The sequence below is a fragment of the Amycolatopsis echigonensis genome, from assembly GCF_002846615.1.
Classification (GTDB): Bacteria; Actinomycetota; Actinomycetes; order Mycobacteriales; family Pseudonocardiaceae; genus Amycolatopsis; species Amycolatopsis echigonensis.
Window position 1 is genome coordinate 7905926 of record NZ_PJMY01000003.1, and the last position, 17750, is coordinate 7923675.

The 17750-nt window shown below is 70.1% G+C and carries 14 protein-coding genes and 1 pseudogene; 7 read left to right on the forward strand and 8 right to left on the reverse strand.

All coding sequences use genetic code 11. From position 1 onward, the window contains the following. Positions 1–136 precede the first annotated feature (136 nt). Both ATK30_RS42380 and ATK30_RS42385 read right to left on the reverse strand, forming a co-directional pair. On the reverse strand, positions 137–1039 hold the full coding sequence (locus ATK30_RS42380) for a VOC family protein (protein WP_158242581.1): 903 nt from the start codon (positions 1037–1039) through the stop codon (positions 137–139). 70 nt (positions 1040–1109) lie between these two features. Further along, the gene (locus ATK30_RS42385) at positions 1110–2978 is read right to left on the reverse strand and encodes a LuxR family transcriptional regulator (protein WP_143271487.1); all 1869 of its coding nucleotides are present in this window, start codon (positions 2976–2978) and stop codon (positions 1110–1112) included. Positions 2979–3034: 56 nt separating this feature from the next. On the opposite strand from ATK30_RS42385, the gene ATK30_RS42390 reads away from it, so the two are divergent. Together ATK30_RS42390 and ATK30_RS42395 are read left to right on the forward strand one after the other, a co-directional pair. Continuing rightward, the gene (locus tag ATK30_RS42390; RefSeq protein ID WP_101440295.1) at positions 3035–3982 is read left to right on the forward strand and encodes a DNA-3-methyladenine glycosylase family protein; all 948 of its coding nucleotides are present in this window, start codon (positions 3035–3037) and stop codon (positions 3980–3982) included. 759 nt (positions 3983–4741) lie between these two features. Next, complete coding sequence (locus ATK30_RS42395; RefSeq protein ID WP_101440296.1) at positions 4742–5230, forward strand: hypothetical protein; 489 nt, start codon at positions 4742–4744, stop codon at positions 5228–5230. A 173-nt stretch (positions 5231–5403) separates the two neighbouring features. Here ATK30_RS42395 and ATK30_RS42400 read toward each other — a convergent pair whose 3' ends face one another. Further along, positions 5404–6213: an MBL fold metallo-hydrolase gene (locus ATK30_RS42400; RefSeq protein WP_101440297.1), complete on the reverse strand. Its 810-nt coding sequence runs from the start codon at positions 6211–6213 to the stop codon at positions 5404–5406. Positions 6214–6325: 112 nt separating this feature from the next. Further along, positions 6326–7228 (reverse strand): PDR/VanB family oxidoreductase, encoded by a 903-nt coding sequence (locus ATK30_RS42405; RefSeq protein ID WP_416332874.1) that lies wholly within the window; start codon positions 7226–7228, stop codon positions 6326–6328. Positions 7229–7535: 307 nt separating this feature from the next. Between ATK30_RS42405 and ATK30_RS42410 the strand changes: the two genes are divergently transcribed. Genes ATK30_RS42410 through ATK30_RS42430 form a run of 5 tightly spaced genes read left to right on the forward strand, consistent with a single transcriptional unit; the run spans position 7536 to position 12718 of the window. Continuing rightward, positions 7536–8690, forward strand: a complete 1155-nt coding sequence (locus ATK30_RS42410) for an ABC transporter ATP-binding protein (RefSeq protein WP_101440299.1) — start codon at positions 7536–7538, stop codon at positions 8688–8690. Further along, positions 8687–10069, forward strand: coding sequence for an ABC transporter substrate-binding protein (locus ATK30_RS42415; protein ID WP_101440300.1), 1383 nt, complete (start codon positions 8687–8689; stop codon positions 10067–10069). The genes ATK30_RS42410 and ATK30_RS42415 overlap by 4 nt, the downstream gene beginning before the upstream one ends. Then, positions 10066–10917: a metallophosphoesterase gene (locus ATK30_RS42420; RefSeq protein WP_101440301.1), complete on the forward strand. Its 852-nt coding sequence runs from the start codon at positions 10066–10068 to the stop codon at positions 10915–10917. The genes ATK30_RS42415 and ATK30_RS42420 overlap by 4 nt, the downstream gene beginning before the upstream one ends. A 3-nt stretch (positions 10918–10920) precedes the next feature. Beyond that, positions 10921–11859 carry a carbohydrate ABC transporter permease gene (locus tag ATK30_RS42425; RefSeq protein ID WP_101440302.1) on the forward strand — a complete coding sequence of 313 codons (939 nt, stop codon included), beginning with the start codon at positions 10921–10923 and terminating at the stop codon, positions 11857–11859. A gap of 13 nt (positions 11860–11872) precedes the next feature. Beyond that, a complete protein-coding gene (locus tag ATK30_RS42430) occupies positions 11873–12718 on the forward strand; it encodes a carbohydrate ABC transporter permease (protein WP_208637569.1) in 846 nt (281 codons plus the stop codon). Positions 12719–12869: 151 nt separating this feature from the next. Here ATK30_RS42430 and ATK30_RS47835 read toward each other — a convergent pair. The 4 genes and pseudogenes from ATK30_RS47835 to ATK30_RS42445 all read right to left on the reverse strand — a co-directional run. Next, a pseudogene (locus tag ATK30_RS47835) lies at positions 12870–13041 on the reverse strand (IS30 family transposase); the annotation flags it as partial. A gap of 137 nt (positions 13042–13178) precedes the next feature. Continuing rightward, positions 13179–14357, reverse strand: coding sequence for an MFS transporter (locus ATK30_RS42435; RefSeq protein WP_101440303.1), 1179 nt, complete (start codon positions 14355–14357; stop codon positions 13179–13181). Positions 14358–14379: 22 nt separating this feature from the next. Further along, positions 14380–15579, reverse strand: a complete 1200-nt coding sequence (locus ATK30_RS42440; RefSeq protein WP_101440304.1) for a cytochrome P450 — start codon at positions 15577–15579, stop codon at positions 14380–14382. 16 nt (positions 15580–15595) lie between these two features. Further along, the gene (locus tag ATK30_RS42445; protein WP_101441362.1) at positions 15596–17749 is read right to left on the reverse strand and encodes a hotdog family protein; all 2154 of its coding nucleotides are present in this window, start codon (positions 17747–17749) and stop codon (positions 15596–15598) included. Position 17750: the final 1 nt, after the last annotated feature.

Consider the following 17750-nt stretch of genomic DNA (forward strand, 5'->3'; position numbering starts at 1 on the left):
ACCGTGTCGGTGCCCCGCGACTGAAGCCCGCGGGCATGCCCGCGTCCGAGCACGATGCGGCTCGGAAACCGCGGATGGTGCTCCCGGCGGTCCGCCGGCCCGCCCAGAGATCGGGGCGGGGCCACGCGCGCGCCGGTCACCGCGTCGCCTCCACGACGGGCACGCCCAGGCGGCCACCGGCGGCCAGCGCCTCGTGGATGGAATCGAGGAGCCCCTCGTGTCCCCACGGCGTGTCGTCGCAGCTGCCCGGAACCCAGGTGTCGTCCACGGTCCGCCCGCCCCAGCCGTATTCCAGACGGAACCGCGACGGGGAGGAGAAGTAGGCGCTGACGGTGCCGTCTGGCGGGTGGTAGCCCAAGGCGACCGGCTGGTCGACGCCGGCGTGGCGAGCGGTGTCCATGGCGCGGCCGAGGTCGTGGATGCTTTCGGCTTGCACGAAGAGGTGGTCGATGCCGGTGATGCCGACGTCGAAAAGGACCAGGCTGTGGTGCCGGCCCCCAGCGCGCAGGAACGCCGCCCCGATTTCGGGGATTTCCTCGGAGATCCGCAAGCCCATCACGTCGCGGTAGAACTGCAAGGAGGCGTCGAGATCGCTGACGTAGAGGGCTACGTGGCCGACCCCGAGCTCGCCGGTGACGAAGCCCGCCATCCCCGCCGCCGGCTCGAACCCGCGGTCCGAGCGGGCGACCGGCGTGGCGAATTCGACCCGGTTCCCCGAAGGGTCGACACACCACAGCAACCGATCGACACATCTGCGATCGAGCTCGTCCGCCGAGCCCTCCCGAAGGCGGACGCCGGCGTCGTCGAGGCGGTTCCCCATCGCCTCCAGGGCGTCCCCGTCGGGCACTTCCCATCCCAGATACCCGAGACCCGGCTGCCCGGCTTCGACCACGATCCGCTGCGCGCGCTCGTCCGCACGCAGGCGGACCGCCCCGGACCCGTCCTGTTCCGGCCTGAGCCCGAACACCTCGGCGTAGCCGGCCCATTCTCGCGGGGCTTCGGTCCGGACTCCGACATATCCCAACGCCGTTACCGTCATGATCTCCTCCTTTGTGCTGGACAGGAGGAGCATGCGGCGGCCGGGCCGGACTGCCATCGGGGGTTTCCCCCTATCGGCCCCCGATCCGCGCCAGGGCGGCCGCCACCTCGCCTCGCCGGCGCAGGCCCAGCTTGGCCAGGATGCGCCCGACGTGATGCTCGATCGTCTTGGGACTCAGGTAGAGGCGACGGGCGATCTCCTGGTTGGAAAGGCCCTCCGCGATCAACCGCGCCACGTCCAGCTCCCGCCCGGTCAACTCGGCCAGGGCCGAGCTCCCCCCGTCGGCGACCCGGGCACCGAGCGACCGGAGATGGGATCGGGCCGCCGCCGCGGCCGTTTCGGCGCCGAGCCGGGTGAAGATCGCCAAGGCTCCCCGTGCCTCGACTTCCGACCAGGACGGATCGGTGCCCGCGACCGCGCGGGCCAGTTCCAGGCGAATGGCGCCGCCCAGAAGGGGTTTCTCCTCGTCTTCCAGGCAGGCGAGCGCTCCTTCGCACTCCGCGGCCGCCGACGCGTGGTCGCCCCGCGCGGCTGCGACCCGCGCCGCGGCCAGACGGGCCTCGGCCGCCAGCGACGAGATCTCGGTCTGCGACGCCGCCTGCTCCAGCGCCTCGGCCGCCTGGGCTGCCCGGTCAAGATCTCCGCCGGCAACGGCCGCCTCCACGACCAGCGCCCACAGCGGTACTGCGCGCAACCGGTCCCCGGGGATCTTTCGCAGCGCGGACAGGACCGTCGCGACGGCCCGATCCGGTTCCCCGCGGCCCAAGGCGACCCGGCCGGAGGCCTCGGCCAGCTCCAGCCGGTCCTCCCAGCCTTCGAGCAGCGCAGCCGCCTCTTCGACCCGCCCTTGCAGAACCCGCAGCGACACCAAACTCGACAAGCATTCCCACAGGGTCACCGGTGAGGAGCGCCGCCCCGCCTCGACCGCCTCTTGCAGGAGAACCTCGGCTTGATCCCATCGACCGCACGTGCACAGCGCCGCGCCGTACTCGCTGCGGCAATGGCTGACCTGATAGGCGCCCATCGTCAGACCGCGTTCGTTCCACTGCTCCTCGAACAGGCGGGTCCACTCCGCGGCCCGGGCGGCGTCACCGGTTCGGGCCGCCGCCGACAAGATGGCGCAGAACACCGCCGATGCCATTCGCGGATTGGCCACCTCGCCGGCCGTGACCGCCGCGCCAGCCTCGTCGAGGCGGGCCAGGCCTTCGGCGATCCGTCCGGCCGAGACCAGCGCGAGGCCGCTGTCGGCCAGCGCTCTCACCTCCAGGTCCGCATCGCCGAACTCGCGAGCGATCGCCAGCGCCCGCTCGGACGCGGCCGTCAGCGCGGGGATGTCCGACTCCCAGCACGCCAACAACGCCAGCTCCAAATACCCTTCCTCCAGGCACGGACCGTGTTCGGCGGCCAACCGGCGTCCCCTGGCCTGCCAGCCCTTCGCCGCCGCCAGGTTGCCGAGAAATCCGTAATGGACCCGAGCCAGGCCGGCCGCCACCCGGATAGCCGCCGGCCCTTGACCGGAAGTGCGATAGCCGCGGAAAACCCGTTCAAGCCAAACCCGCGCTGCCGGATAGTCGCCCTTCGCCTCCGACAGCTGAGCCCTGGCCTCGTCCACCTCCGGTGCTTCACCGCCGGCCGCGGCACTTGCCAGCAACTCGTCAGCCGCGGCCAGATCACCAGTCTGCAGGGCGGACAAGGCCGCGTCGAGCACGCTGCGCCTGTCCAGGTCCAGCCCCTCGCCGCGACTCGCCTCCGCCATGCCCGAAACGGTATGGGACTGCCGGTCCCAACTGAAGACTCGCCGCGAGAATGCCGCGTCCGGTCCACCGGCCTCGGCGAGCGCGTACCGAAGTCTAATGTGGACGAACACCGGGCCGTACCTGTCTTGGGACGACGCAAGGATTTCGGAAACAAGGCCGCAACCGCCTTCGATCCAGGACACATTCTGTCCTGTATCGCTCCTACCGTCAGCCGCGAGCAACGACGAGGGAGACCACCATGACGACCAGCCTGATCGCCTCGACCACCGCCGCCGGCGTGCTGCCCGCGGCCCAGCCGTTCGATCTGCGGACCTCGATCCGGTTCCTGCGGGGCTTCGGCGCCTGCAAGGGCGACCAGGTCATGACCGACGACACGCTGACCAAGGCGATCGCCATCGGCGGACAGGCCGTCGTGTTCACCGTCAGCCCGTGCGACGGCGGCGTCGACTACACGCTGAGCTCGGACCGGGCCATCTCGCCCGACCTGCGCGCGGCCGTGCTCGCCAAGATCGACGGCTACCTCAGCCTGTCCGACGACCTCGCCGAGTTCTACGCCCAGGCCGCCGACGACCACCCCGACTACGCACGCCTGGTCAAGGCGCTCTGGGGACTGCACCAGGTGCGGTTCCTGACCGTGGCCGAGATCGGCGTCTGGGCGATCCTCTCGCAGCGCACCCCGAAGAACGTGTCGACCGCGCTCAAGCGCCGGATCACCGAGCGGTTCGGCCGCACGATCGCCTACGACGGACTGCGCTTCCAGGCGTTTCCCGAACTCACTGATCTGCGGCAGCTCGAGGTCGCCGACTGGCTCGCGATCGTCAAGAACGCGCGCAAGGCCGACTACCTCGCGAGTCTCGTCGAGGGCCTGCTCGACATCGGCGAGGACTACCTGGCGACGGCCTCCTACGGGCAGGCGACGAAAGCCCTGCGCGGCATCAAGGGCGTCGGCGAGTTCTCCGCCGCCGCGATCCTCCTGCGAGGCCTGGGCCGGATGGACCACGTCCCCCTGGAAATGCCCGCCTTCGCCGACGCGACCGCCAAGGTCTACGGACCCGGCTACGACAACCAGCGGCTGCGCAGCCGGTACGGGGACAACCTCGGCTACTGGGCGTACTACCTGCACACCGGCCTCGGCGCCCTGCGCAGCGAAGCCCTCGGGGCGATCGCGTGCGAGACCGGGCGATGACCGCTTCCTTCCACCACGATGAGGCGGAACGGAGCATCGGCCGAGATTGATCATTGGCGCGATGAACCCTCGCCGAGCGGTCCGACTTCGGGCCCGTTGTCGCGCAATGCGGTCGCGCACGCCAATTCCCGGCCATCGCCATCGGCAGTGCTCTCTCGCGGCGCGGCTCCACCACCGAGCATGGGCACGGCGAGCGCAACTTTTCTGTTCCTGCGAGTAGATAATTCTGCGATCCCGTAGGCCCGCCCCTGCGCGGCGGATGCACCAGGATTGCGCCCCGCAGGGAAGACTCACCTCTTGAAGCTCGACCACCTGCGACATTTTTTGGACAATGGACCGCCGTGGCGACGCCGACGACAAATCCAGTCGCTGCCTCGGCGCCCGAGCCGGATGTATTGCTCCACCGTCTGTTCGGCGAACACATCGTGGCAGCCGCCGAGCAGCCGGATCGGGATCCGAGCTTCGGCCAAGGCCAAGGAAGCCCGGCAGGGAGTCCGAAGCCGATCGTCCACGTTCGAGTGTGCCCGCCGCTCGACGAACCAGCCGGGCGCCCCCGGCGGCCGCTGCTTCGGCGGTCGCTTCGCGCTAGGCCGTCGCGAGCCGGCGGGTCTTGCATCAGCATCCACTGCGTGCGGCCGAGATTCCCCGGCCGCTCCGTCGGCGCGTGAACCGGCACCCGAGCATCCGAATAGGCGCGCGATGTCCATTCCTAGCACGCTGTCATATTTCCGAAATAGGAAACACCTGCCTCATTCACCTATGCTTTCCAGCACATTCACCCTGCCCTCCGCCGGACCGGTGATCCACATGCACGAAATCCCGCCGACCGCGGCAATGCGCCGCTGGACCGTGTCCGTCGACGGCGGCCTCGCTCTGTTCAGATGCGCTCCCTGGCTCGAAGACCACACCGCCGACCGCGTGCTGCCGCGGCTGTGGCCCGGCCGCGGCTTCGGCGTGAGCGACACGGACGCACCGGGGCTGGCGGCCGCCGTCGCCGAAACGATGAAGGCACCCGCCTACTGGACCGCCAGCCACCGCGTCGGCCGCCGCTGGCAGGACCAGCCCTGGGCACCACCCCGCCTCGACCCCGACGACCGGTTCCTCTACCTCGCCGGGCCGTGCGGAAAGCCCGACGACACCGCCGGGTACCGGCCCGCCTACCACCTGCCGATCGCACTCCCCGACCTCCGCGGGCTCCCCATCCGGCTCACCGCCCACCTGCGCGCCGCGACACCAGACCGCGTCTGAGCACGCGTCTCTAGGCAAGACGCAGGGAATCCGCGAAGCGCGCGGCACCCGCTCGGCACCGAGGTCCTCGCAGCGTCCTTCCCCTCGATCAGCAGCCGGTCGGCGGATTCAAGCCACGCTCCACTCCGAGAAGACGCACTCATTTGCCGAGTGGCGTCCGGCGACAACGCGTCTCACGCAAGCACACGAATGCGTTCCCCGGCCCGGACCACGCGGATCGGACCGTCGAACGAACCGGTGGCGTCGTCGAAGAGGTGTTGAAGCCAGGCGGGTTCGATGGACGCGAAGTGCGTCAGGGCAAGTGCCCGGGCTCCGGCTTCGGCGGCTATCCGGCCCGCGTCGCCGCCGCTGAGATGACCGTGTGAGGTGCGGTCGGGAGCGCTGAGGGTGGCTTCGGCGAGCAGGAGATCCGCCTCGGTGGCGAGTTTGACCGCGGAGTCGGCATAACCGGTATCGCCGGTATAGGCGAGAACCGCGGTGGAGGTCTCCACCCGGACCCCGCAGTTCGGCGCTACGTGGCGGAGTTCGTGCAAGCCGACAGTGGTGTCGCCGATTTCGAACCTGTCGCCGGGCGTGTACTCGTGGACGGCGAAGGCCCGCTCGAATGCTTGGTCGAGCAGAGGTGCGGTGACGACAGGGAAAAGAGCCGCCCATCGGGTGAACAGCGAACGGGCCCCCGCGGGAACGTAGAGCGGCACGGGGCGCAGCGACGAACTGCGCGCGGGCGGGCCGCCGGGGAAGTCCAGGGTGGCGGAGAGCAGCGACTTGCCGATGGGGAGCAGGTCGTAGCAGTGGTCGGCGTGCAGATGGCTGATCACCACACCGTCCAGCTCGGCCGGATCGGTCACCGCGGTGAGCGCGGCGGCGATGCCGGGGCCGCAGTCCAGCAGGAGCTTGGTGGAGGCGGTTTCGACGAGGTAGCCCGAGCTGGCTTGGCCGTCGGCGGGCATTCCGGACCGGCAGCCGAGGACGGTGAGATGCATGGACGCGTTCCGATCGTCTGGAGAAGGTTTCCGCGAAGCCTGACTGGCGCGAACCGCGCGCACCGGCTCGAAAGGAAAAGTCCTAACAACCGATTCGCGCTGCTTATCGCGCTCACACGTCGAGCACGAGCCGATCCGACCGGGCCCGCGAGACGCAGATCATCATCGTCTTGCCGGACGCGCGTTCTTCCTCCGACAGCACCGAATCGCGATGGTCGACCACGCCGTCCAGCACCGGCGTCTCGCACGTGCCGCACGTGCCCTCCCGGCAGGAGGACGGCACGCCCACCCCGGCGAGGTCGAGTGCGTCCAGGACCGACTCGGTCGCCGCCACCCGTACGGTCTGGCCGGACAGCGAGGCGAACACCTCGAACTCCTCCGCCGGTCCCGAGGTCTCCCGCGGCCGGAACCGTTCGAGCCGCAAGCGGTCCGCGGGACACAGGCGCTCGACGGCGGCGAGCAACGGCTCCGGGCCGCAGCAGTAGACCACGGCACCGGAGGCCACGATGTCCGCCAGCGGCAGCAGGCCCTGCTCGTCCTCGGGCACCACGTGCACGCGGTCGCCGAAACCGGCCAGCTCGCCGAGGAACGCCATCCGTGCGCGACGCCGCCCGCCGTAGTGCAGTGTCCACTTCGCACCCGCCGCCTCGGCCGCGCGCACCATCGGGAGCAGCGGCGTGATCCCGATTCCGCCTGCCACAAAGGAATACTCCGGTGCCGGGACGAGCTCGAAGTTGTTGCGCGGCTCGCTCACCCGCAGCTCCGCGCCGACCGCCACCTCGTCGTGCAGGTACCGGGAGCCGCCGCGGCCGGCGTTCTCGCGCAGCACCGCGATCCGCCAGCTGCCGGCGTCGGCCGGGTCGCCGCACAGCGAGTACTGCCGGAGCACTCCCGGCCGCACCTCGACGTCCACGTGCGCGCCCGGCGTCCACGTCGGCAACCCGTCGCCGCGCAGCGTGAACGACACCACGTCTTCGGCTTCCCTCGTCTTCGCCGTCACCCGTACCCGCAGCACGTGTCCTCCTCCGCGTTCGATGCGTCCAGAGTGGCCGCGTGCGCGCGTTCTCGATCCCGATCCACCGATTTCGATTCGGCCGATTGGAAATTGCAATAGCCTCGCCGAGGGCGCGGCGGGAACAACCATAACCGATGACTATCACTCGATTGAAAACGGTGATGGCCGCACCCGGAAACCGCGAACGAGACCAGGTTTCCGCAGCTCAGCACGACCGAGACCGTACTCTCGTCCGCCGTTCACCCGCTATACATTCCGCCGTGCTGGAATTCGCCGGCATCAGAAACGGACAACGAAAGGAAATGCGGTGGGCGACATTCAGATCCGCGGGGCGACCAAGCGTTTCGGCGCGGTGACAGCGGTCGACGGGGTCAGCCTCGACGTCGCCGACGGCGAATTCCTCGTGCTGCTCGGCCCGAGCGGCTGCGGCAAGTCCACGCTGCTGCGCGCCATCGCCGGACTGACCCCGCTCACCGCGGGCGCGCTCGAACTCGACGGACGCGACATCACGCACACCCCGCCGCGCGAACGCGACCTCGCGATGGTCTTCCAGAGCTACGCGCTCTACCCGCACCTGTCCGTCGAACGCAACATCGGCTTCCCGCTGCGCGCGCGACGCCAGTCCCGGCACGACATCCGGCGGAAGGTCGCCGAAGTCGCCGGCACGCTGGAGCTTTCCGAACTGCTCCAGCGCCGTCCGCGCGAGCTTTCCGGCGGGCAGCGCCAGCGCGTCGCCCTCGGCCGGGCGCTCGTGCGCGACCCCGGCGCGTTCCTGCTCGACGAACCGCTGTCCAATTTGGACGCGAAACTGCGGGCGTCCACCCGGTACGAACTCGTGGAATTGCACCGCCGCCTGCGCGCCACCTTCGTCTACGTCACCCACGACCAGGTGGAGGCGATGACGATGGCCACCCGCATCGCGATCCTCAACCAGGGCAGGCTCGAACAGGTCGGCACGCCCGAGGAGGTCTACGACGAACCGGCTTCGGAGTTCGTCGCCGGATTCCTCGGCTCGCCCCCGATGAACCTGTTCCCCGCCACCATCGTCAGCCGAGTCAGCCGAGTCAGCCGAGGCGGCGAACTCGTCGCGCTCGCGCCCGGCATGGAAGTGCCGCTGGGCCGACGCGGCGAAGTGCCGGACACGGACGTCGTGCTCGGCATCCGCCCGGAGCACCTGCGCCCGAACCGCCCGCACCCGGCGATGTCCGGAACCGTGCGGCTGCTGGAAAACCTGGGCGGCGAGGAGATCGCGCACTGCGCGGTCGGCGAGGTCCGCTTGTGCGTGCGCGGCCCGCGCCCGCTCGGACTCGCTGCCGGCGACGAGATCGGCCTGGCGGTCGAGCCCGGCCACGTCCACGTTTTCCATCCCGAGACCGGGCGCCGCCTGCGCTGGCAGGACGACGGCGCCGAAACCGTTCCGCCCTCCCCCACCGAGCACACCGAACAAGGAGTACCCGCATGACCATCCCCCGTCCCCGCGCCGGCGGCGCGCTGCTGCTCGCGGCGGTGCTGGCCAGCGTGTCGGCCTGCGGCGTCGGCACTCCGTCGACCACGGCCCCGGCAGCGGCGGCCCAGGCGCCGGAGCTCGCACCCGGCCAGCAGGTGTCGATCGTCTTCGAGAGCTACAACTTCGGCCTCGCCGGCACCTGGACCAGCACGTTCAACGAGCTGATCGGCGCGTTCGAGAAGCAGCACCCCACCATCAAAGTCACGCCGCAGAAACCGAACGGCAGCGATCCGAACCCGGCGCACAACTCGACTGCCAGCGTGCAAACGGAGATCGCCGCGGGCAACCCGCCCGACGTGGCCCAGCTCGGATTCGACACCCTCGCCTTCGCCGCGGGCCAGCTCGGAGCGAAGCCGCTGACCGACCTGTACGGCCAGCAGGAGGTCGACAACGAATTCGGCGGCCAGTTCCCCTACGCCGCACCGATCCGCACCATCGGCAACGTCGACGGCAAGACCTACGGCGTCCCGTTCGTGCTCTCGACGCCCGTTCTCTACTACAACGCCACGCTCTTCAAGCAGGCCGGCCTGAATCCGGACATGCCGCCCAAGACCTGGGCCGAGGTCGCGCAGGCCGGCCAGAAGATCAAGCAGGCCACGGGCAAGGACGGCGCGTACGCCGACTGCCTCGTGCGGTCCGCGAGCGACTGGTGCTTCCAGAGCCTCGTACGCTCGGCCGGCGGCCGCGTGCTGTCGGAGGACCGCAAGCAGCTGACCTTCGACCAGCCGCCGGTGGTGCAGGCGGTGCGGCAGATGAAGGACATGGTGTCCTCCGGCGCGATGCCTAAGCTCAGCCAGGTGCAGGCCACCGCCGCGTTCCCGCGCGGCGACCTCGGCATGATGCTGGAGAGCAGCGCCGCGCAGGGCGGGTACCTCAAGGGCGCGCAAGGCGCCGGTTGGGAGCTGCGCGCCGCGCCGATGCCGAGCTTCGGGGACAAGCCGACCGTGCCGACCAACTCCGGGGCCGCCCTGTACGTCTTCTCGAAGGACCCGGCCAAGCAGCGCGCCGCGTGGGAACTCATCAAGTTCCTCACCAGCCCGCAGGCCTACGACATCATCACCAGCAAGATCGGCTACCTGCCGCTGCGGCTCGGCCTGCTCGACGACCCGGCCCACCTCAAGCCGTGGGCGGACAAGAACCCGATGATCAAGCCGAACGTGGCGCAGCTGCAGCGCGTCGAACCGTGGGTCGCCTTCCCCGGGGCCGGTTTCCAGCAGATCCGCGACACCATGATGGACGCGGTCGAGAAGTCCGTCTTCCAGGGCGGCGACCCGCAGTCCTCGCTCGCGGCGGCGCAGAAGCAGGCGACGCCGCTGCTGGGCGGCGGCAAGTGACGCCCGAGCCCGAGCTCACCCTGATCCAGCTGAGCGACCCGCACCTGTGCGGGCAAGGGGAGCTCGTGCACGGGGTCGTGGACACCCACGCCACGCTCGAGGCCGCGTTCGCGACGGTCCTGGCGTCGGGCACGCGGGTGCACGGGATGCTGCTGACCGGCGACCTCGCCAACTCGGGCAAGCCCGAGGCCTACCGGCGGCTCGCCGCCGCGGTGGCTCCCGCGGCGACCGGGCTCGGCGCCCAGGTGGTCTACGCGATGGGCAATCACGACGATCGCGGCGCCTTCCGCCGCGAGCTGCTGGACTCCCCCGGCGACGCGCCGGTGGACGCCGTGCACTGGATCCAGGGCGCGCGGATCGTCGTGCTGGACAGCAGCACGCCGGGACGGCCGGACGGGCGGCTCGAACCCGCGCAGCTGGACTGGCTGCGCGCCGAGCTGGCGCAGCCGGCACCTCGCGGCACTCTGCTGGTGGTGCATCACCCGCCGCTGCCCTCGCCGGTGGCGTCCGCGCACCTGCTTCGGCTGCACGACGCCGAGGCACTGGCCGGGGTCCTGAAGGGCACGGACGTGCGGTTGATCGTCTCCGGGCACGCCCACCACACCGGATGCGGGTCGCTCGCCGGCATCCCGGTGTGGGTCGGACCGGCGCTGGCCTACCGGTCCGACGCACTGGCCCCGCCGGGTCGGCTGCGCGGCCTCGCCGGTGCGGGCATCAGCCGGATCGACCTGATCGACGGCCGGTTCGTCGCGACCGCAGTCGAGATCGGCGACCCTGTCGTGGTTTACGACCAGGACAAGGAGCAGCAGGTGCGCTACGCCCTCGCGAAGTTCTTCGGGAACGGGTGAGCGATGTTCGTCGAAGTAGCGGCGCCCGCGGTGGTTCTGCCGCCGCGGGCCGCCCGGCCCGCCCTCGTCCGGCGGGTCCTGCGCGCCACGCCGCCCTACCTGTACCTCCTGCCCGCGCTGGCACTGCTGGTGATCTGGACTTACCGCCCGCTCGTGCAGACCGCGCAGCTGTCGTTCTTCTCGTGGAACCTGCTGCCCACGCAGCCGGCGACGCCGGTGGGGCTCGACAACTACAGCCGCCTGTTCCAGCTGCCCGCCGTCGGGCAGTCGGTGCTGCGCACGCTGGAGGTGATCGGCGGTCTGGTGCCGTTCACGATCCTGGTGCCGCTGGCGGTCGGCCTGCTCAGCCAGCGCATCCACGGCCGGGCTCGCGCGGTCTACCAGGCGCTCGTGTTCGCGCCGCTGCTCGTCGCTCCGGTGGCGAGCGCGACGGTGTGGGAGTGGCTGCTCGAACCCGGCGACGGCGTGGTCAACCGGGTGCTGGGCACACACGTGAACTGGCTGCACGACACCGCGTGGGCGCAGCCGGCGATCATTCTCGTCACCGGCTGGCACCTGATCGGGTTCGCCGTGCTGGTGGTGTCGGCGGGCCTGTCGAACATCAACCGCGACTACGCCGAGGCGGCGATGATCGACGGCGCCTCCCGCGGCCAGATCACCCGCTGGATCACGCTGCCGCTGCTCTCGCCGACGCTGGTATTCCTCGCGCTGATGACGGTGCTGCTTTCGGCGCAATGGACCTTCCCGCTCATCGACACCATCACCCAGGGCGGCCCGTCCGGTGCGACCACGAACGTCTACTACCTGTTGTGGGACTACAGCTTCCACAGCTTCGACGCCGGGCTCGGCACCGCCGCGGGCATGCTGCTGTTCGTGGCCTTCGGGATCGTCGCGGCGGGGCTCGTGCTGCTCGGCGAAAAACTGACCGTCCACGACGACTGAGGAGCTGGACACCGTGGATTCCGTGCCGATCGCGCTCCCCGGACGCTCCCGGTGGCGCGCAGTGCCCGGCCACCTCGCGCTGGGATTGCTGGGCGTGCTGTGCGTCTTCCCGATCTACTGGCTGTACGCGACGTCATTACGCCGGCCCGACCAGGTGCTGTCGCTGTCGCCGATCCCGTGGCCGCTGTCGCTCGGCAACTACGCCGACGCGGTCCAGCTGGTCAACATCCCGCAACTGCTGCTGAACACGACGCTGGTCGCCCTGCTGACCGCGCTCGGCCAGCTGCTCACCGGGCTGCTCGCGGCCTACGCGTTCGCCGCGTGGTCGTTCCCGCTCAAGCGATTGTGCTACCTGCTGTTCGTCGGCACCTGGCTCGTGCCGTTCCAGGTGACGATGCTGCCCAACTACGTGCTGCTGCTGCAGCTGGGCCTGCTCAACACCCTCGGCGGCGTCGTCGTGCCGAACCTGTGCTCGGCGCTCGGCGTGATCCTGCTGCGCCAGCACCTCGACGGGTTCCCCAAGGAACTCCTCGAGGCGGCCAAAATGGACGGCCGCTCCTCCTGGCGTACCTTGTGGACGGTCGTGGTGCCGAATCTGCGCGCCCCGTTGGCCGCGTTGTCGATCCTGCTGTTCGTGACGGCCTGGAACGAGTACTTCTGGCCCGCGATGGTGCTGCAGCGCAGCAACGACGTCCTGCAGCTCGGGCTGCGCAGCTTCATGATCAGCGAGGGCGGGCAGGGCACTTACTGGGGTCCGCTGATGGCGGTCGCCGGACTGGCCTGCTTGCCGATCTTCGTGCTGTACCTCGTGCTCCGGCGGCACATCGTGAGCGCCTTCGTCCGCTCGGGCCTGAAGTAGAAGAAGCCCGGAAACGACCCCGGCCCGCCGTCAACGCTGACGGCGGGCCGGAGCTTGTGGCCGTGCCCGGAACTCAAGGCACGGCCGAGGCACGTCTGCCGAGATCGAAGGGCCGGACAGGCCCGGCTCTCAGCGATTTCACCAGCAGCGGGGTCCGGATCGCCGCGGCCAGTTCCGGGCGCAGCGCGCCCCGCCCCTCGCACGTACCGCGACTGGTAGATCGCCTCGTGCGACAGCCGCATCTCCGGCCGGTCGAGGAAGTCCAGCACCAGTCTCACCGAGATCTGCCGCGGCGGCCGCTTCCGGGCCAGTCCCGCCTGTACCGGTCCCCACAGACCTAAATAAACGGTCAGATAGTGATGACCGGGTATTTCGCGGACCTCAGCGTCCTTTGTGGACTCTCAGCAGTCGATGAGGCCACGTGTTCAAGGTCCTGGCAGTTGAGCTCACGGTCCGGCGATCAATGCCGGCGCAGGTGGCGGACCAGTGAAAGAAGCAGGCTCGCCGCGGCGAACGCGGTGGCGAACATCCAGATGTGCCCGGCACCGAGACCCGCGATCACGGCCCCGCCGATCGCCGAGCCGAGCGCGATGCCCAAATACATCGCGGATCCGTTGAGCGACAACAGCATCGGAGCCTGCTGCGGTGGGGCGTCGGCGATCATGCTGTGCTGTTGCGCGGGCAGGAAGGCCCAGCCGACGATGCCCCACACGAACACGAAGGCGAACGTCGCGATCAACGACTGCGAGGCGATCGGCAGCAGCGCCATGTCCGCGGTGAAGACGGCGAGAGCGGCGAGCAGCACCGGCCGCGAGCCGAAGCGGTCGACCAGCGAGCTGCCGAAGCCGAGACCGACCAGCGCGCCCAAGCCGTGTGTCATGATCAGCGCCCCGACCAGGCCAGCCCCGACCGCGGGCGCGGCGGCGAAAATCGGCTCCACATAGGTGTAAACCATGAGACCGGCGCACATGCCGGCGACTGTGACGACGAGCGCGAGCAGCACCGCCGGACGGCGCAACGGCGCCAACCGCTCGCGCAACAGCACCGACGGCGTCGCGCCGCCCGCCGAGACGGTCAGCGCGATGCCGAGCAACGCGACGACCGCCAGCGCGGCGACGAACACGAACGCCGAACGCCAACCCCAGATGTGCGACAGCCACACGCCGATCGGCACGCCCGCGAGCGTCGCGACGGAGATGCCGCCCATGACGATGGCGAGCGCGCGACCCCGCCGGTCGGCGGGCACCATCCCGGCGGCCGCAGCGGCGGCGAGCGGGCTGTAGAGGCCTGCCAGGCAACCGGCGGCGATGCGCGCCACCGTCATGACCCACGGAGCCCACGCAACCGCGGCGAGCAGGTTCACCAGCACGAACCCGCCGATGGCGAACAGCAGAAGCCGGCGCGGCGAACGGACCTGCGCGACGGTCATCACGACCGGCGAGCCGAGCGCGTACGCCAGCGAATAGGCGGTGACGAACAAGCCGGCGCCCGCGACGGACATCCGCAGGTCGCCGGCCAGGTCCGACAGGATGCCCGCGATCAGGTAGTTGTCGGTGCCCGCGCAGAACGCGCCGAGCGCCAGCATCACGACGGGCAGCCACCGGGCGGTGCTCCGGGCGGCTGCGACAGCGGAGGTCATCGGGTTCCCCTCGTTCGGCCGGTCACCAGGCGACCGGGAGTGCGTCCAGTCCGTAGAAGTTGGCGTTGGGCCTCCACGCGATGTCCTCGAACGGCACGGCCAGGCGCAGCCCGGGAAACCGCCGGAAGAGCGCGGGCAACGCCATCTGCAGTTCGAGCCGGGCCAGCGGCGCGCCGATGCAGTGGTGGATGCCGTGGCCGAAAGCGAGGTGGCCGCTGGGGTCGCGGCCCGGGTCGAAGCGGTCGAGGTCCTTCCCGAGCCGCTCGTCACGGTTGGCCAGTGGCGGCGAGCACATCAGGAGTTCCCCGGCGCGCACAAGCTGCCCGGAGATTGTCACGTCCTCCTGCGCGACCCGCGGGAACAGGTTGTGCGTGATCGACAGATAGCGCAGGAGTTCCTCGACTACCTGGTCCCGTTCCCTCTCCCCGGCGAACAGGAGCGGCACGTGTTCGGGGTGGCGCAGCAGGACCAGGGTGCCGAGCGAGAGCATCGACATCGTGGTCTCGTACCCGGCTTGCACCATCAGGTCGGCGACGCCGGCGAGTTCGCGGTCGGTGAGGTCGTCGCCGTGTTCGCGGATCAGCATCCCGAGCATGCCCTCGCCGGGATTCGCGCGCTGCTCGCGGACGAACTCGACCATGATCGCGCCCGCGCGCTCGGACGCCGCGCGGCGTTCTTCGACCGGCAGCGAGAAGTCGGTGAACTTCGAGCTGAGTGGCAGCAGCTCCGTGCGGGATTCGAGGGAGACGCCGAACAGTTCGCAGATCACGACCATAGGCAGCCGGAGCGCGAACTGGGACACGAGTTCGGCACCATGGCCGCTGCGGCCGCCGCGCTCCATCTCGTCGAGGTGCGCGGCGACCGTCTCCTCGATACGGGGCTCGAGCCGGGCGAGGCGGCGTTTGGTGAACTCGGCGGCGAGCATGCGCCGCAGCCGGGTGTGCGCGGGCGGGTTGTAGACGATGAACCAGCCGGTGCCCTCTACGCCGTCTTCGCCGTCGGCGGTGGCGAAGTACGGCGGCGGTGCGCTGGTGAACCGTTTGTGGTCGCCGAGGATCATGCGGACGTCGTCGTAGCGCGTGACGAGCCAGGTCTCGACGCCCCAGTGATGGTCCACTTTGGTCACCGGCCGCTCGTCGCGCAGGCGTTCGAGTTCCGGCAGCGGGTCGAAGCCGTCGCGCCGGGCGAACACCGGCGGCAGGGGTGTTTCCACGTCGGTCATGTCGGAACCTCTCTGGTCACCAGGGTTCGGCGCCGGCGCCGCGCAGCTCGACGGCGACGCCGGTCAGTTCGTAGATCCGCAGGCCGGGTTTCCAGACGCTCGCCTCGGCGATCACCCGGACCCGGCCGGGGCGGCGCTGCACGTCCTCGATGTGCACTTCGAGCGTCATCTCGCGGTCGTCGGCGAGGATCTGGCCGCGGTAGCGCCACGACAGCGGCAGCCCGGCCGGGACCACGAACTCCGGTGCGGTGAGACCGTCGGCCAGGCCCGCGTCGAGTGCCCATTCCTGCAGGGCCTGCAGCACCGCCTCGACGCCGAGCGAACCGGGCATCACCGGGTCGAGGTGGAAGTGGTAGGCGAAGAACCAGTCGCCGTCGGCGACCGGGCGCACGGCCCGCAGGTAGCCGCGGCCGTGCTTGCCGCCGCCGTCGACCACGTCCACAGTGTCCAGCAGGGCCAGATGTCCTTGCGCCGCACGGACCTCTCCGGGCTCGGCGCGGCGGGCGGCGACGTCGATGGTGCGGAAAGCGGGCGGCGTCTGCTGCGCGTCGAACCAGGTAGGGACGAAAGCTCCGTTGTCGAGGCCGTTCTGATTGGCCAATGCGGTCTCGTTGAAGAATCCGAAGAGGGATTCGCCGCGGTAGAAGGGTTCGCCGTCTACGGACAGCTCGTAGGAAAACGACTGGAGGACGGCTCCCACGAGGACGGTCGTGCTCAGGAGCTGGGTCTTCTGGCGGATGGTTTTGCCGCGCAGCTCGACCTCACGCAGCACGGTAGCCGTGCCGTCGAGGTTGCGCAGGCTGTAGTCCTCCTCGGGTGCGGTGAGGGTGGCACCGAGGAAGTAGCCGAGCAGCAGCGCGGACTGCAGTGAAGTCTCCATATACACGACGTTGGGCATGGAGGCGTTGGCGGTTTCCGCGTAGTACCAGGAATCCGCTGGCGAGTCGTATTCGGTGCGGGCCGTCGCCGAGGTGAGATCGCCCCGGCGGCCCTCGACTGCCATGACCCGGTCGCACAGCTGAAGTCCATGGTTCGGCATGCGCGTCGCGCGTCGGCCCGCGTACGCGGAGAACTCGGGGCCGAGTGCGATGCCGAGATCGCCGCGGGCGCTGTGGGTCATGTGGAACTCGTTCAGGAGAGCGCGTTCGCCGTCGGCGTTGTAACGGCCGAAGGACGTGCTGATCACGCCGCCGATTTCCGGAGCCACCGGAGTGCCGGGTGCCTCGCGGATTTCCAGGACCAGGTCGCGCACCCGCGCCACGACGGCACCGGCTTTGCGCAGTTCGGCCCTGACCCGGAGCCACGGACGCGGAATGAGGTCGATGCTGACGACATCGAGGATCAGCTCGCCGGTGCCGTCGAGTGGTGCGTCGATGTCCACTTCGGACCGAGTGTTCCCTGCGTGGAACCGGACACCGGCAAGGCACAGGTGCAGGCCAGTCTGGAGGGCGAAGACCTGGGCCGCCTGCCAGGCGAGTTCGATCGCGCCGAGGATATCGCCGGTATGTGCGAGGTACTCCGCGCGGAGGCGGCCGCGGTGCCAGGGTCCGCCGTGCCTCGTGAGCTCGGTGACGCGCGTGAGGTTCGCGTGTGCGCCGGAGGCGAGACGGAGGTCGGGGTTATCGCCGTGCTGGTCGTAGGCTGCGCCGAAGACCGCGGCGATATCACCGCCGGCCAGCTCCGCGAGGGCGGCTTGGTCGAGGCTGGTCACCTGGGTGCGGGCGAGTGCTTTGAACGCGCTCATCGTCGTCGCGGGCGACGGGAGTTCGAGCGCGCGACCGGGCTGTGCAGGTTCGACCGTCAGGCCGGTCTCGGGCGTGTAGGCGACAGTGACCGGATGGGTCGTGCTGCCGCCCGGCCGGGTCCGTCCGAGCGCGGCGAGCGCCCGTCGTTGGAGAGCGGACTGTACGGCCATGGCCGACAGGTGGGTCGCGACCAGTTCGGCGCGCACGTCGCGGATCAGGTCGGCGACCTGATCCGCTGCCGCTTCGTTCCGTGGTGCCGGTGAGGCGGTCGGTTCTGGTCGGTCGCTGTCCGGACGGGGTTCGGTGGGCTGTTGCTGCGCGCGAGGCGAGGCGGCGGCTTGCTTTTCCTCGCCGGGGTCAGCGGACCCCAGGAGGGCGTCGAAGGGTTCGCCGTCGAAGGCGAGGACGTCGAGATGGGCCGTCATC

What these genes read in the sequence shown, in the direction of transcription:
- ATK30_RS42380 (WP_158242581.1), bottom strand. Translation starts at nt 1,039, where the DNA reads ATGACGGTAACGGCGTTGGGATATGTCGGAGTCCGGACCGAAGCCCCG.
- ATK30_RS42390 (WP_101440295.1), top strand. Translation starts at nt 3,035, where the DNA reads ATGACGACCAGCCTGATCGCCTCGACCACCGCCGCCGGCGTGCTGCCC.
- ATK30_RS42395 (WP_101440296.1), top strand. Translation starts at nt 4,742, where the DNA reads ATGCTTTCCAGCACATTCACCCTGCCCTCCGCCGGACCGGTGATCCAC.
- ATK30_RS42400 (WP_101440297.1), bottom strand. Translation starts at nt 6,213, where the DNA reads ATGCATCTCACCGTCCTCGGCTGCCGGTCCGGAATGCCCGCCGACGGC.
- ATK30_RS42415 (WP_101440300.1), top strand. Translation starts at nt 8,687, where the DNA reads ATGACCATCCCCCGTCCCCGCGCCGGCGGCGCGCTGCTGCTCGCGGCG.
- ATK30_RS42425 (WP_101440302.1), top strand. Translation starts at nt 10,921, where the DNA reads ATGTTCGTCGAAGTAGCGGCGCCCGCGGTGGTTCTGCCGCCGCGGGCC.
- ATK30_RS42435 (WP_101440303.1), bottom strand. Translation starts at nt 14,357, where the DNA reads ATGACCTCCGCTGTCGCAGCCGCCCGGAGCACCGCCCGGTGGCTGCCC.
- ATK30_RS42440 (WP_101440304.1), bottom strand. Translation starts at nt 15,579, where the DNA reads ATGACCGACGTGGAAACACCCCTGCCGCCGGTGTTCGCCCGGCGCGAC.
- ATK30_RS42445 (WP_101441362.1), bottom strand. Translation starts at nt 17,749, where the DNA reads ATGACGGCCCATCTCGACGTCCTCGCCTTCGACGGCGAACCCTTCGAC.